General features: G+C 58.0%; 14 protein-coding genes and 1 CRISPR repeat array. Of the genes, 4 read left to right on the forward strand and 10 right to left on the reverse strand.

Features of this window, described 5'->3' with window-relative positions; all coding sequences use genetic code 11:
* Positions 1–176: 176 nt before the first annotated feature.
* Together NCR98_RS18610 and oxlT are read right to left on the reverse strand one after the other, a co-directional pair.
* Positions 177–1,118 carry a LysR family transcriptional regulator gene (locus NCR98_RS18610; RefSeq protein WP_250526903.1) on the reverse strand — a complete coding sequence of 314 codons (942 nt, stop codon included), beginning with the start codon at positions 1,116–1,118 and terminating at the stop codon, positions 177–179.
* Between the two features lie 9 nt (positions 1,119–1,127).
* Complete coding sequence (oxlT, locus tag NCR98_RS18615) at positions 1,128–2,480, reverse strand: oxalate/formate MFS antiporter (protein ID WP_244829241.1); 1,353 nt, start codon at positions 2,478–2,480, stop codon at positions 1,128–1,130.
* 438 nt (positions 2,481–2,918) lie between these two features.
* On the opposite strand from oxlT, the gene NCR98_RS18620 reads away from it, so the two are divergent.
* Both NCR98_RS18620 and NCR98_RS18625 read left to right on the forward strand, forming a co-directional pair.
* Positions 2,919–3,863 (forward strand): LysR family transcriptional regulator, encoded by a 945-nt coding sequence (locus NCR98_RS18620; RefSeq protein WP_244829679.1) that lies wholly within the window; start codon positions 2,919–2,921, stop codon positions 3,861–3,863.
* 97 nt (positions 3,864–3,960) lie between these two features.
* On the forward strand, positions 3,961–4,305 hold the full coding sequence (locus NCR98_RS18625; RefSeq protein ID WP_250493641.1) for a hypothetical protein: 345 nt from the start codon (positions 3,961–3,963) through the stop codon (positions 4,303–4,305).
* A gap of 192 nt (positions 4,306–4,497) precedes the next feature.
* On the opposite strand, the gene NCR98_RS18630 is transcribed toward NCR98_RS18625, so the two are convergent.
* Entirely contained in the window at positions 4,498–5,949 is a 1,452-nt protein-coding gene (locus tag NCR98_RS18630) for an aldehyde dehydrogenase family protein (protein ID WP_244829239.1), read from the reverse strand.
* A gap of 1,544 nt (positions 5,950–7,493) precedes the next feature.
* Between NCR98_RS18630 and NCR98_RS18635 the strand changes: the two genes are divergently transcribed.
* Both NCR98_RS18635 and NCR98_RS18640 read left to right on the forward strand, forming a co-directional pair.
* Positions 7,494–8,192 carry a M35 family metalloendopeptidase gene (locus tag NCR98_RS18635; RefSeq protein ID WP_250526904.1) on the forward strand — a complete coding sequence of 233 codons (699 nt, stop codon included), beginning with the start codon at positions 7,494–7,496 and terminating at the stop codon, positions 8,190–8,192.
* 55 nt (positions 8,193–8,247) lie between these two features.
* Complete coding sequence (locus NCR98_RS18640; RefSeq protein WP_250526905.1) at positions 8,248–8,580, forward strand: hypothetical protein; 333 nt, start codon at positions 8,248–8,250, stop codon at positions 8,578–8,580.
* Between the two features lie 676 nt (positions 8,581–9,256).
* Positions 9,257–13,382: a CRISPR direct-repeat array (repeat unit 28 nt; unit sequence TTTCTCAGCTGCCTACGCGGCAGCAAAC).
* Between the two features lie 131 nt (positions 13,383–13,513).
* Here NCR98_RS18640 and cas6f read toward each other — a convergent pair.
* From cas6f to NCR98_RS18675, 7 genes are all read right to left on the reverse strand, one after another.
* Positions 13,514–14,080: a type I-F CRISPR-associated endoribonuclease Cas6/Csy4 gene (cas6f, locus tag NCR98_RS18645; protein ID WP_250470187.1), complete on the reverse strand. Its 567-nt coding sequence runs from the start codon at positions 14,078–14,080 to the stop codon at positions 13,514–13,516.
* A 5-nt stretch (positions 14,081–14,085) separates the two neighbouring features.
* Complete coding sequence (gene csy3 / locus NCR98_RS18650; protein ID WP_250470189.1) at positions 14,086–15,102, reverse strand: type I-F CRISPR-associated protein Csy3; 1,017 nt, start codon at positions 15,100–15,102, stop codon at positions 14,086–14,088.
* 67 nt (positions 15,103–15,169) lie between these two features.
* Entirely contained in the window at positions 15,170–16,237 is a 1,068-nt protein-coding gene (gene csy2, locus NCR98_RS18655) for a type I-F CRISPR-associated protein Csy2 (protein WP_250526906.1), read from the reverse strand.
* Positions 16,234–17,631 (reverse strand): type I-F CRISPR-associated protein Csy1, encoded by a 1,398-nt coding sequence (gene csy1 / locus NCR98_RS18660; protein ID WP_250526907.1) that lies wholly within the window; start codon positions 17,629–17,631, stop codon positions 16,234–16,236. The genes csy2 and csy1 overlap by 4 nt, the downstream gene beginning before the upstream one ends.
* 263 nt (positions 17,632–17,894) lie before the next feature.
* On the reverse strand, positions 17,895–21,401 hold the full coding sequence (cas3f, locus tag NCR98_RS18665) for a type I-F CRISPR-associated helicase Cas3f (protein ID WP_250526908.1): 3,507 nt from the start codon (positions 21,399–21,401) through the stop codon (positions 17,895–17,897).
* On the reverse strand, positions 21,398–22,390 hold the full coding sequence (cas1f, locus tag NCR98_RS18670; RefSeq protein ID WP_250526909.1) for a type I-F CRISPR-associated endonuclease Cas1f: 993 nt from the start codon (positions 22,388–22,390) through the stop codon (positions 21,398–21,400). The genes cas3f and cas1f overlap by 4 nt, the downstream gene beginning before the upstream one ends.
* A 231-nt stretch (positions 22,391–22,621) precedes the next feature.
* Positions 22,622–22,806 (reverse strand): hypothetical protein (locus NCR98_RS18675; protein ID WP_250526910.1); only part of this gene is annotated, 185 nt, incomplete at its 5' end.

Genomic DNA, 22,806 nt, shown 5'->3' on the forward strand with positions numbered 1-22,806 from the left:
GGAAACCCGCACGAGGAGCGCGTTTGTGTCGTGTCGTTTAGGGAGAGCCTGCTAAGCGAATTAAGCGCGCGCGCCGCGTGAAACAGTTCGATAGCGACGACTAAGGTTCTGCGCACCGCGGGGTGACGATGCATAGCACTCGACGTATGACACGCCTGCGTGGCGTCCGCGCAGATTCACGCAGCCTGAAACGCCATCGAACTCCGCAACGAAGACGCAGCAACATGCGACCACACATGCGCCGCATTCGCCCGCAACGCATGCCCGCGCCGCCGCACGAGCATCACCGTTCGCACGGCCCGCGGCGCAAGCGGCACGAACCGCACGCCGATGGTCTCGCAAGCCATCCGCGCATGCATCGGCAAGACGCCGATGCCAAGTCCCGCCTGCGCCATTCGCGCGACGGCAATCGGCTGCGCGAGACGCTGACGCAAGGCGCCCGTCACCGCGTGACGCGCAAGCGCGCCTTCGATGGCATCGAGGCTGCCGGTGTCGTCATCGAGGAGGAGAAGTGGCGAAGCGCGCAGTTGCGTCCAGTCGATATAGTCCGCATCGCCAAGCGGGCTCGACACGTTGACGACGGCAACGAGGTCGTCGTCGAATAGCGGTTCCGCAACGAGTTCGTCGAGACTCCCGGGCGCGATCACGAGCCCCATGTCCGCTTCGCCCGAACGCACCAGTTGCAGCACGGCGTTCTGCGGCCGGTCCATCACCGTGACCGCGATTCCCGGATGCCGCTCATGACACGAGCCGAGCAACGCAGGCAACACGCTCGCGGTCAGGCTGCAACTGCTGGCAAGATTGACGACGCCCGGTTCGGCTTCGTTCGCGGTGCGCGGCCGCAGCGTCGCTTCGAGTTCCTCGACGAGCGGCGCGATGCGCCCGAGCAGCGTACGCCCGGTATCGGTGAGCGCGACCTGACGCGTCGTGCGGTCGAAAAGCCGCAGCGCGAGTTCATCCTCGAGTTCGCGGATGCTGCGGCTGACCGCCGACTGCGTGATACCGAATTCATCGCCCGCGCGGGTGAAACTGCGATGCCGCGCGAGCGTGACGAACAACCGCAACTGATGCAGCGATACGCAAAGCGGCGGCGCGATTTCATCTCGACGATCGCGCATGCCGCTCGCTCACTGCACCGACGGTTTGCGCGGCGCGTCGCTCCAGCCCGCCTGAAACGACGCGTTGATCGACGAATCCGCGGCCGTTTCGGCGACCGTGTTTTCGATCCAGCGTTTGCGCATCGGCGCGAGCACGAACTTAGCGCACAGGCCCGCTGCAATCGACGTGATCGCCGCCGTGATGAAGACCGCGTTCCACGAACCAATCGACGCGAGCACCGAGGCAAGCGGCACCAGCATCGACGCCGTGCCTTTTGCCGTGTAAAGCGTGCCCGCGTTGGCCGCCGCGTATTTGCTGCCGAAAGTATCCGCGCAAGTGGCGGGAAAAATCGAGAATATCTCGCCCCAGCACAGGAACGTAAGCGCGGCGAACAACATGAACATGTAAGGGTTGTGGCCGAACTGCATCAACCCGAGCAGCGCCACGCCTTCGCCCAGAAAGATGATGAACATGGTGTTCTCGCGGCCGATCTTGTCCGAAATGAAGCCGCACAAAGGCCGTGTGAAACCGTTGCACAGGTTGTCGATGGACAGCGTCATCGCAAGCAGCGGCAAGGTCACGCCGAGGATATTCACGGGCATCTTCGCGAAGCCGTATTCCTTGGCGATGGGGCCGAACTGCGCCGTGGCGATCACGCCGCCCGCCGCGACGAACACGAACATCAGGTACAGCACCCAGAAGAGCGGCGCACGCACCATCTGCCCGGTGGTGTAGTCGATTTTCGTGGACACCACGCGCTTGGCCGGAACCACGTTCAAGGGCGGCTTCGGACGAATCAGCATGAGCGCGAGCAGGAAGATGCACACGCCCTGGAAGATGCCGAAGAACATGAACGCGTGCTCGTAGCCCGCACTCTGAATCATGTTGGAGATGGGGATGACCGTGACCGCCGCGCCCGCGCCGAAACCAGCGGCCGTCAAACCCGCCGCAAGGCCGCGCTTGTCCGGGAACCACTTGAGCGCCGTGCCCACGCACGTGCCGTACACGCAGCCCGCGCCCACGCCCGCCACCACGGCCGCGATGTAGAGATGCATGAGGCTGGTCGCATGCGCATCGATGCACCAGCCGATGGCCGCGCAGATCGAGCCGCCTATGACGACGGGCCGGGGCCCGAACTTATCGACGAGCCAGCCTTCGACGGGCACGAGCCAGGTTTCGGTGACGATGAAGATGGTGAAGGCGGTCTGGATCGCCGCTTGGCCCCAATGGTGCTTGGCATCCATCGGTACGACGAACAGCGTCCATGCATATTGAAGGTTGGCGACGAGTCCCATGCACAGGATACCGATCGTCAACTGAACCCACCTGTTGTGATGACGCCCGTGCGGTTGCCCGGACACAACCGTGTCTGCGCTTGCCATGTCTGTCTCCGTTATTCATTCGCGCTCGTGCGGCGCTTGATTTACAGCGAGATGCCGGCGCGAGTGCATCGATATGCGCGTCGGCGGCGTGGCGGTCGGTCAGGGAAAGTGCTCGGGTAACGCAACGCGGGCGTGGGCGTGGCAACGCGTATCGAACAAGGCGATGGATGAGAACATCCGGCAAGCATCCGCGTCAGGCGATCGAAGAATCATTTCGAGCGATTCCCAATAGAGCTGGATGGTTGATGCGGCCTTTGCAGGCTTCGTTTTTTGGCTGGGTGCTAAAGATGCCGCGCCGTGGGGGCCGTGCGCTTCGCCCTTGAAAGTCTTACAGACTGGCAGGACGTGAAAGCATCGTGGGGGATATAAACGATTAAGGAAAGTTAGAAAAAATTATTGTATAAATTCAGTATCGTGAATGGATGAGGGCCCGCCGTGCTGCGTAATGCTACCCTGCGTCAACTCAAAATCTTCGAAACGGTTGCACGCCGGTTGAGCTTTTCCCGCGCGGCCGAAGAGCTTTATCTCACTCAGCCGGCTGTTTCCACTCAGGTCAAACAGCTCGAAGAACATGCAGGCATGCCGCTTTTCGAGCAACTCGGCAAAAAGATTTATCTCACGACCGCGGGCAACGAGATGCTTCATCACAGCCGCGCGATCCTCGAACAATTCCGCGAAGCCGATGACGCCATGGCGCGGCTCAAAGGGGTTTCGGGCGGTACGCTCAACGTGGCGGTCATTAGCGCGGGCGACTACTTCTTTCCGCGCTTGCTTGCGGCATTCACCAAACGTAATACGGATGTCCGCCTCAACCTTGCGGTCCATAATCGCGAGGAACTGCTGCATCAACTGACTGATAATCTCACCGACCTGGCCGTCATGGTTCGGCCGCCGCGCGACATGGACACGGTGAATATCTCTTTCGCACCGCATCCGTATGTGATCGTTGCGCCGCCGGATCATCCGCTGGTCGGGCTCAAGGACGTGCCGCTAGAAGCGCTTGCGGATGAACCGTTTATCGTTCGTGAGCGCGGTTCCGACACATGGAATTCGATGGAAGAAGGCTTTGCCGGCCGGCTCGCCAATCTGAATGTGGCAATGGAGATAACCAGCACGGAAACCATCAAGCAGGCTGTCATTGCGGGCATGGGCGTGAGCTTTTTGTCTGCTCACACCATCAGCATGGAATTGCAAGTCGGCAAACTCGCGGTGCTGGATATCAAGGGTTTTCCCGTCATGCTCAACTGGTTCGTCGTTCATCGAAACAACAAGCGTTTGCCTCCGGTTGCCTTGGCATTCAAGCAATTTCTCGTCGATGAAGGCGCGGCTCAGATCGAAGCGATTACGCATATTGTCGCGAGTACCGGTAAACCCGATGTATAAGTCATCCGAAATATAAACGCGAAGAAAGTTTAATTTTCGTAAATGGATCGAGTTCCCTATCCTGCATGGAAGCCCCACGGCCATACAGGAGACGAACATGAGTCATGCGACCTTAAGCGACGACCGCGAAGTTCAGGCGCAAGTGTGCGCTTTCAATACTGCATTCGAAGAGCTCGACCTGATGTTCCGTTGGGATGCCGATACCTACCGCGCGCTCGCTTCGACCGAAAGCGATTACGGAAAGATCGCCCAATATATCGCGACGCATTCGCCCCATCTTTTGAAGGCTTATAGCGCGGAGTTTCTTTGCGGCGCAATTGTCGAGCGGAAGAATTCGACAATCGAAGCGTGCCGCCAAAACACCGTGCAGTATGAAGACAGCACGCAGCGCGCGCGGCTTTGGCGTGCGCGGGATGACGAAGGAAAAGAGGTGCGAGCTTGATTCTCGGCTTCGGTATTCGTATGGGACGTTGAACGCGCTTTCATGATTTTCGAAAGGCGGACCGGCATTAGTGCGGGTCGCCTTTCGGCATTGGGTTGTGCAGGTGAGGCAATCCGAACGCCGACGAACGCGCTCTCTACAGAAACAAGCAGCAGCCTACATTCAAAGCTGCCGCTGTTTGAAAAGCCCGTATCAAGGCGTCAATGAAACCCAAACCGCCTTGGGCTCCGTAAAGTTTTCGATGGCGACATCGCCGTGTTCACGGCCGAAGCCGGAATCGCCGGAGCCGCCCCAGGGCAAGCGCACATCTGTATAGCCGTAAGTGTTGATCCACACCGTGCCCGCCTTGAGCCCCGCCGCCATGCGATGCACGCGTCCGATATCCGCGCTCCACACGCCCGCCGCGAGGCTATACAGCGTGCCGTTCGCGATGCGTAGCGCGTCGGCTTCGTCATCGAACGGAATCACGCTTGCGACCGGTCCGAAGATTTCTTCCTGCGAGATGCGCATCTCGTGTTCGACGTTCGCGAATACGGTCGGCTCGACGAAGTAACCGCGCTCGCCGACGCGCCGTCCGCCCGTCACGAGCGACGCGCCCTCCTCCTTGCCGATGTCCACGTAATTCAGCACGCTCTGCATCTGTTTGGCGGAGATGACGGGGCCCATGTTGGTTTCGCGCTTCGACGGATCGCCGAGCTTGATGGTGCGCGCGCGTTCGGCGAGGCGCTCGACCACTTCGTCGTAGACCGTGCGTTGCGCCAGGATGCGCGAGCCCGCCGAACACACCTGCCCTGCGTTGAAGAAGATGCCCGAGGCGGCCGCGCGCACGGCGCCGTCGATGTTGGCATCCCCGAAAATAACGTTGGCGGATTTGCCGCCCAGCTCTAGCGTGACGCGTTTGAAGTTGCCTGCCGCGCCTTGCAGGATGCCGCGTCCCACCGATGGCGATCCCGTGAACGTCACTTTGTCGATGCCTGGATGCGCGACGAGCGCATCGCCGACGACCGAACCCTTGCCCGTCACGATATTGAGCACGCCGGGCGGCACGCCGGCTTCGAGCGCGAGCCGGCCGATCATCAGCGCGGAGAGCGGCGTGATTTCGGCGGGCTTGACGATCAGCGTGCAGCCGCAGGCAAGCGCGGGCGCGATCTTCCACATGCCGATCATCAGCGGAAAATTCCACGGCACGATGGCCGCGACGACGCCGACCGGCTCGCGCACGGTGTAGGTGAGCGCGTCGGGTCGCGCGGGGACGACCTGGCCGTTGATTTTGTCGCACCAGCCGGCGTAGTAGGTCAGCGTGTCGATGGCGGCGGGCACGTCTTGCCGATGCACGGCCGCGATCGGTTTGCCGCCGTCGAGACTTTCGAGCGCGGCGAGTTCGTCCTGATTTTGGCGCAGGAGGTCGGCGAGCTTCATCAGAATGCGCCCGCGATCCGCCGCGCGAATGGCGTTCCATGGCTTGAGCGCTGCGCGGGCGGCGATCACGGCGCGATCGACATCGGCGGCGGTGCCTTGCGCGACGTAGGCGATCGGCTCTTCAGTGGCGGGATCGAGATTCGTCGAGTATTCCGCGCCGCCGGGCCGGACGAACTCGCCGCCGATCAGCAGTTCGTAGCGCTTCAAATCCGTGGTGCTTGCCATGATCGTCTCCGCTTTTATCGAATCGTGTCATGGTGGGGCACTTACGGCGTTGTCGATAGAAAAACATTCTTATCGTTTGTATAGGGTGGGGTGTATGGGTGGGTGGTTTCGGGTTTCTTTGGCGGCTTGGGCGAGCGGGCGGAGGGGTTTGGGTGATGGCTTTTCAGTCGGGGTTATTTGGCGGTTGGCTACGCGGCGGCAGACAACTTCTGCACTAGGCTGCAGCTCCCGGTCGACTTCTAAGCCTAAGCGTCGGCAAACTTAAGTTTTCTCGGTCGGCTGCGCACTCGCTGCCTCTTAGCAACGCTCTCATTGCAAGACTGATTTTACAAATTTCAATGCTCCATCGAACTATTTCGCGATACCGTCATAGGACATTTAACCTTGGACGGAGATAAAACGTGAGCACACAAGACGGCAAAACTAAGTATCTGTGCGCGCTAACGACGTGAGAGCACGGCATGACTATTTATTATGCTGCGGTAGAAGGCGATCCACTTAGCAGTCACAAAGACAGTTATGTCATTCGAGGGGCCGCCCCTTTCAGGATCGCGGATCAAAGCGGCCGACTCCGAACTGCGGCACGTATCGGCGACTTTGCTTTCTGTGCCGCATGCGGCACGGAGGGAACGATTGTCGAAGGCGCACGGCTTAGGCGGCATCGACGCACGAACATTCTCGGCAGACTTCAGGCTGTAGACGGCGATCATGTAGCGTGTAAATGTGCGACCATGCCTACTATCTTTTCGGTCTACGGCCGTCGGCACAGGATCATTGACGACAGCGAAGCGCGCCCCGCGTCGGCCGAGGTCGCTGTGTCAAGCGGCTTCGCGAAGTCGTCCGCCGCCTTAAACTATGACGAAACATTCACGTTGCGCGACCATGCGACAGGCGAACCCCTCGCGAATGTATGCTATCGCGTGCGTACCGGTTCCGGGGCCTTCTTTGAGGGAACCACGGACACAGCTGGGCGAACTCAACGCATCAAGACAAGCAAACCCGGCTCAATCCAACTCGACGTACAGCTATGATGAAATTTGCCGTACGACACGCCGATAGGACTACCACGGGCGGCATGGTACTCGCCATTATCTCGACAACTTTCGATGAAGCGAAACGAGTAGCCCTTCATTTAGAGAGGCTACGTGTGGGATATGCGAACGCCGGTTCAACATACACGGTAGCGGTGACACTCTCACGTTGAACGTGCGCCCAAGCGTGCTGAACGGGAACCGCGTGCGGTGCCCGTGCGACATGGATAGCGTGATGCGGGAAGTAATGCCGACATTCTTATTGAAGACAGCAGCGGCAGTGCGGCAGGACATTCAGCAACAAGCAACATGACGGTCTGTTCAGGCCGTTAGTCATCTATAACCAGCAGGTCGTTCAACATGACGAAACTGTTCAACCGTTGTGCGGCGTGCGATATCGCCGGCATACGGCTTCGGGTTTGACGCTCGACGGGACCACGGACGCACAAGGCAAACCGTCGGCATTAAAAAAGCAATGCAAAAACGTCGCGAGTTGAAAAAAGGATAGAAGGAATGGAAAGTACTTACGGCATGCCACCGGGTGGAGGGAATCATCCAGAATGGTTCACGGTCGGCGAAGCGATGACAAACACGGTAGAAGGTTTGACGGTTGATGTTTTTGTCAATACGACGCCCATCTGCCCTAACATGACGAACGCCGAATTTCGGCAATTGATGATGAGATTGCGGGATGACGCGCTCAAACTTATCAATCTTCGAGTGCTGGCCTTATCTACGCTTTGGGCCAAAGAGCAAGCTCGAGTCAAGGCCTACTTCGGCAGCACGGACGAGGCGATGCGGCAAGAACTAGTCAAAAAATCAAACGCCTTAAGCGGGGTTATGAATGGATTGCGGCCAAAAAATTTTATTCGTCCCGACCCGGAAGCCGAAAAGGTGTTGGGTTGCGTGCCAAATATCAATGCCCCTGACGGGGTAGTAGCGCATGTTTGCTCACCCGACACGGCTACGCATACCATTGCCATTCACGAGAAATTTTGCACGCTGCCACAGGTAACAAAAAGCAGAAGAGACTCGATGCAGCTTACTCTCGTACACGAATGCTCGCATTTCGAAGATACCTTTGCAACTGTTGATTATAAATCCATCTACTATGGTCAATTCATGGCACAAAGACTCGCAATTGAAGAACCAAACATGGCGATGAAAAATGCGGATAATATTGCGTGGTACGTTTGCAGCGCTGACGAGTAGCATTATGCTTGGCTTGCTTTTGCACACTGAGAACGCAGACGCTTGCAGTTTCTCGATGCAATATGCCGCCAAGATTGAACCGAACGACGCGACTATCTCCAATCTTGATCGCGTGGAAATAGCGAAGCTCTTCATCGACGCAAAGAACAGTGCTGCTAGAAATGGAGCCGTTGTTGTCTATGGCTTCATCGAGGCTGATCGGCCAAGCGCACGTGCAATTGCGAACATGCGAGTAGACTCTGCAATCGCATATCTACGGCAACTAGGTGTATCGGACGCAAGGCTAAACAGAGATGTTGAGCAGTTGAAGGGAGAAGCGACAGTTCCTTCTTCAGAGCGCGATCGATTGCTCATCGAGTTCCTGCCTGGCGAAAACCCTTGCGGTTAAACTTTCGCCAGCGGTGTAGAAGCCCAGGTCCACTCAAGCCCGCTTTCGAGCGGGCTTCTCTATTGCCATCCTGCTTCGTCTTCTTTCAGGCCCGCCCGTTGGTCTAGTTGCGGAGTTCAACGATGCCCTCCGTTTCGGTTTCGATGATCTCAATGTCCCGATGGCAAGATCGTATCGTTCAACGCTGCTTGCGGGGCGTTTTTGTTTTATTTGTCAGGCGGCGATAGACATCGCGCGGCAAGGCAGCGCACGTTTGCGCGCCGGATACTAGAACGCGCACTTTTGCCGTAAGTAAGGCGTTCTGCGTAATGCGGGATTGGAGCGCTTATGGCGACTCTAGAGTATCTACGATCATTCACGAAGCAACGCATTTGTGGACACCATGGTAACGCTCGATGGAGAGTATGTTTAACACCCCGCGTTATGTACGTGGGAACCGAACCATTCCCAATTTATGCTTTCTCAGCTGCCTATGCGGCAGCAAACGAGGAACCGTGTTCGCACGAGGAAGGCCAACCTAATAAGGCGATTAAAAATGCGGACATGCCGCGTAGGCAGCCGAGAAAGACGTGAAAGTCGGGCTGCCGGTAATTGCCGTGTTTGCTGCCGCGTAGGCAGCTGAGAAAGATCGCGTGTAAGCAAACGGCGGCAAAATCGGCCATCGCTTCCTCTACGCTTTCTCAGCTGCCTACGCGGCAGCAAACCGCGGATCGACCCCGTGACTGCGCGCGTGTCGTTTCTCAGCTGCCTACGCGGCAGCAAACCCCACGAAGCGAAGGTGTTCGGCGCCGAGACTTTTCTCAGCTGCCTACACGGCAGCAAAGAGAAGCGGGGCGGGCGCGGCGTCCGTTTACGATTTCTTAGCTGCCTACACGGCAGCAAACTCACCGTTAGTACGTTGCCGGGCGACACTGCATTTCTCAGCTGCCTACACGGCAGCAAACGCCGCGTTTCGCTGATACTTGCGGTAGTGAATTTTCTCAGCTGCGTACACGGCAGCAAACACAAACGTGAGCGCCCCCGAGACAAGCATACTTTTCTCAGCTGCCTACGCGGCAGCAAACAACAGAGGCACAGAAGGACTGGCTCGATCATGATTTCTCAGCTGCCTACGCGGCAGCAAACGTCATCGAGCTCCATCGTGTATGTCATCGTGAATTTCTCAGCTGCCTACACGGCAGCAAACTATTTCAGTCACCCCGCGCTTCGTCATTTCTGTTTCTCAGCTGCCTACACGGCAGCAAACAATATGAAGTCTGCGCCGACCGAGGTGCTCGCGTTTCTTAGCTGCCTACACGGCAGCAAACAGCGAGCCGCTCCCTCTTCGAAACCCCATCGTGTTTCTCAGCTGCCTACGCGGCAGCAAACTATGGCCGCTCCGAGGCGTGGCGCATTCAGCCGTTTCTCAGCTGCCTACGCGGCAGCAAACACCATGCAACGATTCACTGGCGCACAGTACCTTTTCTCAGCTGCCTACGCGGCAGCAAACTCATCGGATTCGATACTGATGAACAGATGATTTTTCTCATCTGCCTACGCGGCAGCAAACCAGCGAGGATCGGGATGCTGTTGAACGTCGTGTTTCTCAGCTGCCTACGCGGCAGCAAACGTAGCTCGGCATGGCCCGGCTGCAGCGCTGCGATTTCTCAGTTGCCTACGCGGCAGCAAACGGGGAAGCCGGCTGCATTGCCAATTCAATGGCGTTTCTCAGCTGCCTACGCGGCAGCAAACTCTGACTGCTTCGTCCCGCTCGGCGGCAGTCTTTTCTCAGTTGCCTACGCGGCAGCAAACCGTCGAGCCAGCGCCGCCGTTGCCGAAGTTCCTTTCTCAGCTGCCTACGCGGCAGCAAACACCAGTTTTGCGCGACTTCCGTTTTGCCGGACTTTTCTCAGCTGCCTACGCGGCAGCAAACCGTACGACTCGGACGGAGGGCGGTTCCTGCCGTTTCTCAGCTGCCTACGCGGCAGCAAACGCTGCCGCCACATCCTCCGGTGCAACGTTGTATTTCTCAGCTGCCTACGCGGCAGAAAACGTTGCTCGGCACAATGCCCATGAGCTGCGGCGTTTCTCAGCTGCCTACGCGGCAGAAACAGCAGTTTCGTGTTTCCTGACGTCATCTGTGCTTTCTCAGCTGCCTACGCGGCAGCACACCATTAGGCGAATTCTTACTTGGGGGAGGGAAATTTCTCAGCTGCCTACGCGGCAGCACACTGGAGGATCGGCATGGCCTCCGGTGAGCCGTTTTTCTCAGCTGCCTACACGGCAGCACACATGCGTCCGGCAGTCACGCCACTCGAACGGTCTTTCTCAGCTGCCTACGCGGCAGCACACGCCTGCTCGATGACGGCAGCCGCAGCCGCTTTCTTCTCAGCTGTCTACGCGGCAGCACACGCAGCACGGGCGCTCTCTCTCATCACTTACGCTTTTCTCAGCTGCCTACGCGGCAGCACACGTGGCGGACTCGGAACAGACTTCGACCTTGATTTTCTCAGCTGCCTACGCGGCAGCACACAGCGCTTGCATGCCCGTATATTGCCCGTTTGCTTTCTCAGCTGCCTACGCGGCAGCACACTTCTCCATCGAGCTCGCGCACTTCGACGGCGATTTCTCAGCTGCCTACGCGGCAGCACACCGAGCGCGCGCTGTTGGTGACAGCAAAGAAAATTTCTCAGCTGCCTACGCGGCAGCACACGAAAGACAGATCGCTGTGGCAGTGGCTGCAGCTTTCTCAGCTGCCTACGCGGCAGCACACGACCTCGCGCTGCATGTTGCAGACCCCGAACACGTTTCTCAGCTGCCTACGCGGCAGCAAACTCGGCGAATTTCGCACCGAGGCCCGAGAACCATTTCTCAGCTGCCTACGCGGCAGCAAACGAGTTGGTGCGACCGGATTTTGCTCGACGGGTGTTTCTCAGCTGCCTACGCGGCAGCAAACCAGCCGATCACGCAGCGAGCTATCGAGGAGATTTTCTCAGCTGCCAACGCGGCAGCAAACATTTGCGCGACCCATATCGATCGGCCCCAAAGCTTTCTCAGCTGCCTACGCGGCAGCAAACTTCCTTGCGTTCGTTCTCGTTGCTCGCAACGTTTTCTCAGCTGCCGACGCGGCAGCAAACCGCTCTGCTCACGCAAATCGAAGCCGTCGGTTTTTCTCAGCTGCCTACGCGGCAGCAAACTTCGTCTTCAGTGCCAGCGCAATCTTGTTGATTTTCTCAGCTGCCTACGCGGCAGCAAACATCGGCGGATGTTTGACCCAGCGGTGCGTCGTCTTTCTCAGCTGCCTACGCGGCAGCAAACAGTACATCGGCGTCGTGCAGTTTCCCCCGTATTTTCTCAGCTGCCTACGCGGCAGCAAACAAGCGAATCCCTAAGAGCCTATCAACTGAGACTTTCTCAGCTGCCTACGCGGCAGCAAACACAGCCTGTTCACTCACGTTCTTCTCCTTTATTTTCTCAGCTGCCTACGCGGCAGCAAACGATGCGCAACCCGAGAACGCTAAACCATCGAATTTCTCAGCTGCCTACGCGGCAGCAAACTCACGACGCAGTCGCAGTCGCGGCACGTCCAACTTTCTCAGCTGCCTACGCGGCAGCAAACAGCGAAGCGCGCACCGTACATCGCTGACATGCTTTCTCAGCTGCCTACACGGCAGCAAACACGTGTCCAGCTAGGAACACCGTTCGCCCATTTTTCTCAGCTGCCTACACGGCAGCAAACTTCACCATCGCCGAAGTTCGCGGCATCGAGTCTTTCTCAGCTGCCTACACGGCAGCAAACGCGTCCGGTGTGATTGCCCTTGCGTCGCTCGCTTTCTCAGCTGCCTACACGGCAGCAAACGCGCCGGTTGCGCGCACCGCTGACCCGCTTGAGTTTCTCAGCTGCCTACACGGCAGCAAACAATTCCAAACCCGAATAGTCGGCAACCGCGCCTTTCTCAGCTGCCTACACGGCAGCAAACTCTTGCAAGCTCGCCGAGCCGCTTCGCAAGAATTTCTCAGCTGCCTACACGGCAGCAAACTGGGCTGGATCAAGTCAAAGCTCGATGAAGCCTTTCTCAGCTGCCTACACGGCAGCAAACTGGGCCGGCCAGCGCCGGCGGCCGCGCATCGATTTCTCAGCTGCCTACGCGGCAGCAAACTCGTATGCCGAGTCGATCCGCGAGATCATGTAGTTTCTCAGCTGCCTACGCGGCAGCAAACAGCTGGATTTCGCGACGCGCCTTTTTTTCGTCTTTCTCAGCTGCCTACGCGGCAGCAAACCAAATCGCTCATCGATCGCGCGACGCGCGAGCTTTCTCAGCTGCCTACGCGGCAGCAAACTCGTCGCTGCCTGCGGCGGAGCCGTCATCGTCTTTTCTCAGCTGCCTACGCGGCAGCAAACGGCATGTCCACCGATGAACCGGTAACGAATATTTTCTCAGCTGCCTACGCGGCAGCAAACATTTATTCATCTCCGCAATGATTGCGCATACATTTCTCAGCTGCCTACACGGCAGCAAACTTGTAGCGTGCGAGGGCAAAGCCACGATAAATTTTCTCAGCTGCCTACACGGCAGCAAACTTCACGTTCGGTCATTTGCTTGCTCCTGCGATGTTTCTCAGCTGCCTACACGGCAGCAAACGATCAAAGCAAAGCTCGACGAAGCCGCGGCCTTTTCTCAGCTGCCTACACGGCAGCAAACAGCACGCTCGGCATCCAGGGCGGTCTACTTATTTTCTCAGCTGCCTGCACGGCAGCAAACACAATCAAATGGAGCCGCTGATTCAAGAGATGTTTCTCAGCTGCCTACACGGCAGCAAACTAGCCGACTCAAACGCCATCCCCTTGATTACTCAACAAAAGACACCGTTCTCGCCAAACCAACCCAAATTCTCCCTATATCGCTAACTCATTGATTTCCCAATCAACAAACCAGCGCTCCAGAAAAAGGGTTTAGAACCACGGCACAGTTGCTCCGCAACTCAACCCATAACTATTAAACGTCCCCGGCACGCTCGCAGCCACCTCGCCCTTTTGATCGACAAACAAACAAAACGGCTGCCCTGTACTCGCGCTACGTAAATGCACGTAAGGCAAATCAGGCCGACGCTCGACCGTATCCGGAATCGCCGCAGCGGCCTGCGCTTCGGTCTCGCCCTTACGTCGCATTCGACGCCGACGCATCCGCTCGACATTGGTTTTAAACTGACGCCGTTGTATGACGCGATGCATCGCCCCCGACGGAACGCGCATAACGTCCGTCAGCTTCACATGATCCCGCATACCCTGCATCCAACCGCGTGCCATCAGCTCCTGCAATCGCGATTCGTCGCCATGCAGGCGCAACACGTCGCCCAGAAAACGCGGGCTCAAACTGTATTGCGGAAAGCTAATCCCGATGTCGTCCGCACGAAACTCCACCAACGCGCGATGCAGTTTCGCCACCAAAGCGCCAAGCAGATGGACACGGCTAAACTCCGGATCGGGCCGTAACGTGATGTCGATATAGTGACTCGTCATGGCCGTCAGTTCGCATCGCCAAAAACACCGCCGCGAATCAGAACGGCCATGACGAAGTGCTGCTGCTCGACCGCCGGCATCTTGTCCTTGAGCAACCAGTCATCGAGGAGGTTGTAGAAGTCTTGCGTCGGCTTCAGCTTCGGATGGCGATACGCCGTGCCCTGAGTCGTGACCGACCCATAAGGCTCGACCGCAATCGGGCCAGATTCCAGCGCGTTCTCATACCAAGTATCAATCGTTCGCAAGGCATTGCCGATTTTTTGCGAGTGAATAGCCGCGACGTTCTCCACGTGATAAAGCGTCTTGCTCTTTTCCGTCTTCTCCAGAATCAGCTCTTGAGACGGGAATACTTCCTGACCAAAGCCAAGACGCACATACGCGGTCACGCGCAGAAGCACATGGGTTCTACCCGCAAGCCCGTCGGCAATAAGTCCGCCTAGCGCCGTCACATTCGAATCGAATTGATCCATCGTGCGCAAGCCAAGCGACAACGCATCGAACGTGAGCTTCTGTACGCACTCGCCGTTCTTTTGACGCGATACTTCGACCGCCACGCTTTCCGCACCTATACGGTTACGCCAAAGGAAGCGTCCGTTTGCCAGATTCGCGGCGTAGCGATTAGCCAGCTCAGTAAAGTCATGCTTGGCGACATAATCATTCACCACGTTTTGAAGCCGCACTCGATACGCTGCGTTATTACAAGCCGAAGGCATGCCCGTGCCCGACAGAACGCGCAACGAGAAAGTGACTCGGAGCGTGTCGGCATCGGCCGGCAGCGTGGCAACGTCCACGGTCTGCAGGTTTGCATGATTGACGGCTGCATCCAATTTGGCTGCATCACCGCCCTTTGCCTTGAGCCGATTCGAAATCGTCCCACGAACCGATTTCACGCGGATACGAACTGGCGACCATTTCGATCCGTTGTCGCGTTCATCCCAACGGCCAGAGTGGAAGACCGCATCGGACGGATCCAGCTTACGTTCAAAAGCGAGGACAGAAGCAGTAGCAATTTTCTCAGACATCTTTTTATATATTCCTAATCAAGATAAAAACAAAAGACACCACGACGAACGCGAAAGGTCGCTGCGGTCAATCAAATTCGTATTCGTCGTCATCGTCCAACTCGGTATCGGAGCGATCGTGTACGTAACCGCTACGACAGCGATACAAGCCGAACTCCGTATTGGTTTCCGCTCGCCATAACAAATCATCCAGACTATTCAGCCGATGCGGGCTGATCCACTGACCGATTGAATACACCGTCTCTACGAATACGCAGGGAATGGACGGATCGCGCACGTTTTCGACGCTGCCCGCCGGATACGGTTTAGTGAGCGCGGCGTAGCCCACGGGTATTGGCACGGTCCAGCCTTCGCCCTTTTGTCTGTCGGGATCGGCCCAACGCACGCGCTTGGGTGCGGTGGACGATGCAGCGTCATCGGCCGCTTCATTTTCCGGCATGGGCTGATAATTGAATCGAGCAGCGTGCAGCCAGGCATCGATCAAGCTGGCGTCAGGGTGCTTTTCGCGCAACGCGTCGTGGCGGTTCTTCAAAATATCGTCGCGGCCGATAAGCGCGTAGCCCGGAAGCCACTGACGGCGCCATCGGGCGAAATCGCGCGACCGTTTGTCGTGGCTATCCGCGAGCTCGGCCATCCAGGGTTTGGTCCGCCGTCCGGGCATGGGACCGACCGGCAGCAACGTTCCGCCAGCGACTCGCATGCGCGACACGATCTCTCCAACTTTATCGGCCCATTCGGCATATTGCTTTTCATGGTCCAGTATCGATGAAGCGATAGCGTCGTCGATTGAAACCTGAAACACCAATGTGATGTGCAGGTGCATTCGTCCTTCCTCGACGATCGTGGATGGCTTGCCATCACGGCCCAAGGGATTGCGTGTCAAACGGAATGTCTTGACGTAGCCCTGGGCCACCTGCTCGTCGTATCGATGACAGATCACGCCAACCTGTTGCAGCCTTAGCGGAACGTCCTCATTGGTGAGCTTGCGCTGCAAAGACCACATGAGTCCGGTTGTTGCGGTGATCGACGGAAAGCCGTGCGTAAACGCGCCGGAAATGGCATTGGCATTCTGTACGTGCAGATGAGGCAACACGAGCAACGCCTTGGCGGTGTTAGCGCTGTTAATGTTCTTCATGCGCGTTCATGCTCCGTCAGTTCGCCATGCGTCTTGCGAAATGGGATGTAGTGGGGTGCCCCGAGTCGATCTCGCAAATCACGCAGGTGTTGCACCCAGCTACTGCCCTCGCCTAGCAATTTTTTACGCCATTCGCGAGCCTCCTCAAAGCTGACACGAGTCAATTTGTCCTGCAACTGGCCGTTGAGCCAGTTGCCGAAGCCGATGCCAATCTGCGCGGGCCAGTCCATAACGAGCCACCTTTGCAGGAAGTCGCCTTCTTCCGGCAATTCGGCACGCAACGGGTCGAGCCAGAGCTTTTCCTCTTCAGCGAGCGTGTCGAAGCAAGGTTCCCGCGTCCAGCCTGCTGGCTGGAGCAATAGCTCTCCGGCATAGATAACCAATTCGTCGACGATCCTTTCTCTTAGCCGATTCGTGCGGTCACGAAAGTGCATGTTGTTCGGACGGCTGCTCGACAAATGCTCCTGCAATCTGTGAACGGCAGCACGCACTGAGCGACGTGCGCCGAAGGATCGCGCGAAGATCGATGTAGTATGTACCGGAAGAAAGTTGCGTTGGGCTTTCCATATTGGCGGCAGTGACGACAACAGGTAGTTATTCCCCCCGCGCTCGCTAGTGAGCTGTGAGACTATCTGCGGCTTAGTGCTACCCAATTTCTGGATTGCGAGATCACGGTAATCACGATAAGCGCCCTCGTACATCGAGCCATCGCGATATGCTTGACGCGCCAACTTGTTGGAATCACCAAAGCGGGCGTCTTGCACTTCCTCGTATATGACCTGAGCAAGCGAGGTTGGGTGCAGCGGAGAAATAAGGTGATACTGCGCGTCGTCATCGGCGTTGTCGCCAACCAGCCAGTACAACTGCTTTGCGTATCCGTGGGAAGCAGGACCGCCGTCGCGTTCGGCCACGATGCTAATCAGCGCCTCTCGCAACGTCTTGGCCTCGGAAGGATCGTCCGCGAGAGCCTGTAGAGCCGCCTGGTCGTCGTCCAGCAGAGCCTGAAGCAAACTGCGTCCACCGGACTCGATCTTAAGCAGCTTGTAAACGTCAAGAGCACCCGCATCACCTGTTACGTCGACCACAAAGTGATTACCTAACGCATGACTGCCAACTTCACTAAGAGAAGGCAACTCCGTAGGTTTAATGTAGAGATTAGTGCCGCGTGCTCGTGGATGCATCGCCTTCAGCGAATGCGTGACGACCTGTATATGCTTTACACGCCTTGCCGCGTCATTAAGCCACGGACCGCGTTGATACTTGGCGATCAGTTCTGATCGCTTTGCATCATCGAGGGGAAGCTTGTCCAGTTTGGCTTGGAGACGGTCAGGCAAGAAGGCGTCAATTGCTGCGCGGAAGCAATCAGATGCTCCCGGCGCATGTGAACATGACATGTGTTCTCCTAACTTTCCTTAAAAAAGCAGTCAACGGACCACTCAACTTTATTGGCGAGATTCGGTGTTTGATTGACTACTGAACTCGCCTGAAATAGATTAAGGGAGCAGACTTCACTAAGTCAAATCTTTAGTGGTTCGAAAATTCTTAAATGTGTGAATTGCAAACGTGCTAACGTAGTTTGTTGGATCTACCGTGCAGGTAGCTGAGCAAAAGTCAAATCTATAGTGTTTGTCATTCCTGCCGAACAGGCAGCAAAGCCTCACTCCTCCCTAAACCCCAGCACCGAGTGAAACCACCACCCATTCTGCGATTCATGCAAGCTAACCGTAGCAACCCTCTCCGCGCTAGCCAACGCGCTCTGTCCATGCGCGTCCGCCCATTGCCGTAATAGGTCCATCAATTCGACATGACACCACGAACCAATCCCCGGGCCGACTAACTCGGAATCAGCTATCGGCTTGAACTTGTGGTGAATATCGACATACGGCGCGTTCCCTCGCTCCCGCCGACCGATAACCCGATGCAACCGCAACTCATCCTCGTCCTCCGAAGGCAGCAACGCGATATCTTCGCGTCGCAGTGGATCGTGACGAAAGCGCTGCATCTGCGGCAGCACACCCGTCAACCAGATTCGAACGCGCTCGTCGTCCGTGGCGTGCCAATGCCGCGTGGCATCGTGCGATATGCGCGTACGGGACATGCTGCTCGCATCGCGCGGCCGCATCGTGTCACGCATTCGGCCATGCTCCAGGTCGATCAGGCTCTTGGAAGGCTTCAACTTGTCGGCGCGACAAATACGCGGCCGAGCATCGATCGGCCACGAATGACTGCCTTCAGGCAGCGGTAACAGCTCGCTCAAGAAGTGCGTTTGCAAATGGAAGAAATAGGCCGATTCGCCCGACTCCCGAGAAACGCCGCCTGACATCTCGAACCCCGGCTTGCTGAACACCGCGTCCAGCTTCTGATTACGTCGCTCGAAGTACCGAAGATTCGTGTCGAGCACAGCGATATTCGCCCGCGCCACCGCCCCCGCCCGATGCCGCCGCACGCGCCCCGCAAGCTGGATCAGCGAACGGATCGACGACGGTTCGGCAATTGCCCAGTCAGCGTCCCAATCGCGCCCGACCTCGCACACCGGCGACGCCAGCACGATAAACAGATGATCTTCCTCAGGATGCGCATCGAGCAGCGCGCGCACCGATGAATGCCGCAACGCAGGATTCCCGCCGCGTCCCTGCGCCCGACGATCGAACGCCGAATCCAGTTGCTGTTCGATATGCGATCGCGCGAGCAACGCAAACTGCGAGTGATACACGCACAAGTGAACACGCACACCGGATGCTGGCGCGCCTTGCCGATACATCGCCCGGGCAACATCGAACAACGGCTTGATATTGGCCATTCGGATAAGGCCAAAACTCACGCGCTTGCCGGTCGTTGCATCGACATCGTGATTCTGCTCATCCTGATGCAAGCTCCACGCAGACTGCAAAACGAGTGCCGCAAACGCATCGCGACGATCCCGCTCCTGCATGGTTCGCCATGTTTGCAGCGGAATCGCGATCAACTGCGCGCGTCGTCGCACTTCGGCTTTGGCGAGTTGCGCCGAGCGTTTGCGCACGAAGGCATCGTGCGCTTGAGCGAACGTCTCGCCATCGGCACAATCGGCATGAGATTGCGCGAATTCATCCACCCAAAGACACGCCACGCGCGGCACCTCAGCCGGCCTCTCTCCGCGATTGCGCTGGTGATGACTTCGACCGGCCAAATAAGCCAGAAATAATCCATGAACGAGATCGGGCGGCAACGTCGCCGAAGACAGCAAGACCCGAGCGCCAAGCATTCCGGCCCAATGCACGAGCCGGGTCAGCGCCGGAAGATCGGCCATGTCGAAATCGTCGGGTTCGTCGAGCACCAGATCGCTCGTCATCAGGCGCAGCATCGGTGCAATCTGGCGTCCGCCTCGCAAGCTCTCGGTCGCGGGCGTCAGATGATCGACGGTGCAAACGAGCATTGGCGCGGCGATCAGGGAACGCACTTTCGGGTCGTCGGTAAGTCGCTGCAGCAGCGGATGATGATCGTTGCCCTCGAAAAGCACCTGCCCGTCTTCATTGAGCAGTGCCTGGGACGATGCAGATCCGGTGGCTTCTGCTCGAGCTTCCCAGTAATCGAACAAGGCTCGACTGGCGATGCCACCCACCTTGATCGCCAGGTGCTCGTCGTTCAAACCAAGGTCGCGCTGATAACTTCGGCCCGTCTGAAGCGTAAGCGTTCGCAGACCAATTGCAAACGCACAGCGCATGCCGAGTTTCGGGTCCGCCAGCGCATTCATGATCCGCGCGTTGCCCAGGGTCTTGCCGCAGCCCGTCGATGCCATGTCGACCACGAACGCACCATGCGCGGCCGCGCGCGTCCGAATACCGGCCGCAAGATCCGCCGCTTTGTCCTGCCATTGGAACCGCGCATCCGTATTACGCTTCTTGAGGCCGCGATGATTTTGCAGCGCGGGAAGACTGCGCGCGAGCGTCGGCAAGGAACGCGTCACCAGCGATGCATGGGCCTGTACGCCCAGCAAATGTTCGTCGAGCGTCTGATTGAAGCGCGCCTCTTGCGACGGTCCATCGCCCGGCTGTCGACGCGTGTTCGCATACAACGGATAACCTGGATTGCGATAGCGCTTGCGACGATCATCGTCCTCTATGCTGGAATAGTGATGATCGGCGAGCATCAGACACAGCCGCGAGACATGCTTGACGAATGGATCGTCGAGCGTGGCGGCAGCGAGCGTCAGGCGGTGCAACTCCAAAAGCTTGCCCGCGTACCGCGCGGCCTGTTTGCGCCAGTGCGACGTTGCCACCGGCAAGCCGTGTTTGAAACGCCAATGCGCATCGAGCGTGGCGCGGCCGACCACCTCGCGAGGCTGGTTCCAGTCGGCATCGACTTGACGGAGCAAGTCGACTAGACGAGACCGGTTGATATCGTCCGGGTACGCGCCAAAGTGCCGCCACTTGCGACACTGGTCATCGACATCGTCGGCGACGCTGCCATGTGTCATCTCCACAGGCCAGCATGGCAATCTGTGATGCGTCAGTATCAGCCAGGCAACGGTTTGCGCCAGCGGCGGCAGCGTCGCAAAAGGCTTGCAATCCTGGGCACTCAGTCCATCCAGTTCGTCGCGCAGCAAGCCGTCGAGCCATTGCGCCTGAAATGTCTTCGGATCGATGTCTTCGTCGGCGCAACATGAGAGGCGGCTTAACCAGTCGGCATCGTTGCGCGTATCGCCGACAAAGGCCTGAAACAAGCGTACCGATATCCATTCGTGACGATAATGGTTAGTCTCGTGCACGCCGGGCTTACGTAACTTGTCTTGGAATGCTTGTGTGGCCTTGCCGAGATCATGCAGCAGCGCGGCCAACGCGCTCAGCGCCGAGATCAGGGGAAGCCGGTGCCACGTTGTTTCATCGTCGGCGCGGAGGATGTCGCTCGTGGTCGTGTTGGTCGGCACGGCGCCTTCCGTATTGAACTGCCGCGCGTCGCCGACTATCCACATCAGTTCACTGTGATCGCGCCCGCGTATCCAGTGACATGCGATGGCCGTGTTTTTTCTGGCGCTTTGCCGCAGCAGTTTGCGTACCGTATCGAGACCCGCCTGGGTGATGGGCGTCTGCCAGGTGCGGTCGCCGCGGCGTTCGGCGAATTGATCGAGAATGCGCCGGGTTTCGGTAAGCGCGCGCTTCGAGCATTGCGAGACGAACAGGACGTTCATGAGCGTGCATCCGATGTCTGCATGCCATGTGGAGTTTCGAGCGCAATGGCCTTGAGCGTGTCGATGATGAAGTCCAGCGACTCGTCGCGCGTCAGCGCCTCGATGCAGTTGCGGCGAAACGCTTGCTCGTCGTCGCCGCGCATGGCAGACAGGAACGCTTGCGGGAGGATGACGGCGTCTTTCACGAGATCGGCTGCATCGAACACCAGACCGCCGCGCCGTGTCTTGCCATGGAGGATGGCCAGACCGTGAGGCAGGCCCAGCACCCAGGTGGCTGTCGCGCCGAGACCATAGGCCAGATAGTTACCGTGATCGAGGAACCGGTTAGCGGGATCGGTGCCGCTGCCGCGCTTACCGCGCGTGAAATCGCCGTAGCCGACTGCATCGACCGCGAGCTTGAACAGGGCTTTCGTGAGACGTGCTTCGATGAGTAGTAACGCGGCGGAATCGGTGGCATCGGCAATCGGTTTGCCGAACTGCTGCACCAGCGCTTCAAAACGCTCGATGTCGACTGCGAATCCGGCCTCGCGTAAGGCGCGCGCGGTCCACGCGTGCCGAAGTCGCGCGAGACGGCTCGTTTGCAAATGTCGGGCGGCGTGAGAGCGGGCGCCGTCGTCGAACCAGAGGCGCACCCAAGCTTGCAGATATTCCGTCGGCCGATATTCGCTTTGCGGCGACATCCAGGCGATTTCGATATCGATTTCGCTGGCGCTGAAGAGCGGTGTGCCACCACCGCCGCAGAAGCCCACGAGCACGCCTGCTTTGGCGAGTTCGCGCATCGCGGCTTGCGTGATGGACGTGCCGGTGCCAAGCAGGATGCTGGTCGTGTTCGCGATAGGGATGTTCCAGTAGAGGTTTCTTTTGCCGGCATCGGTGACGTACTCGACGCGGCCGCCATTCACCAGGACGCGGCAGTGTTCGAGGTAGTAGAGGTTGGCGCGTTTGGAATGGAGGATGGTTTTTAGATCGGTGGGTTTTATGTGATCCATTTCTTTGATTTTTTTTATTCGCTTCTTTGCTTCTTGGGAGGCTTGAGATCGAATGCTTTTTGTGGACGTGGTGTCGGTGTGTTTATTTTAAGGTTTGCGTCATCTCGGAAACCTGGCGATCAACGCTGGCGGATTGCATTGCGCTGGAAGGGGGTGTGTTTTGGGGATCGGAGTTGTCGAGCGACGGGAGCTGTTGTTCCTGGCTGCCTATGCGGCGGCAAATAGCAGGGCTCAATGTTCGTGACCGGCCGTAGGTTTTCTCAGCTGAGCGCCGCCCGATTTCGTGATCAGATTGCCGCGCTCGTCGTAGTCGTAGCTCGTCGAGTCCAATTCCCTCAATACGTTGCCGATGCACTTGGGCAGCGACCTCCACCACGCCCCGAAGTTGCTCGTGTCCTCCGAGCCGCGCCAGCGCA

This window comes from Caballeronia sp. GAWG2-1 (genome assembly GCF_023631405.1).
Taxonomy (GTDB): domain Bacteria; phylum Pseudomonadota; class Gammaproteobacteria; order Burkholderiales; family Burkholderiaceae; genus Caballeronia.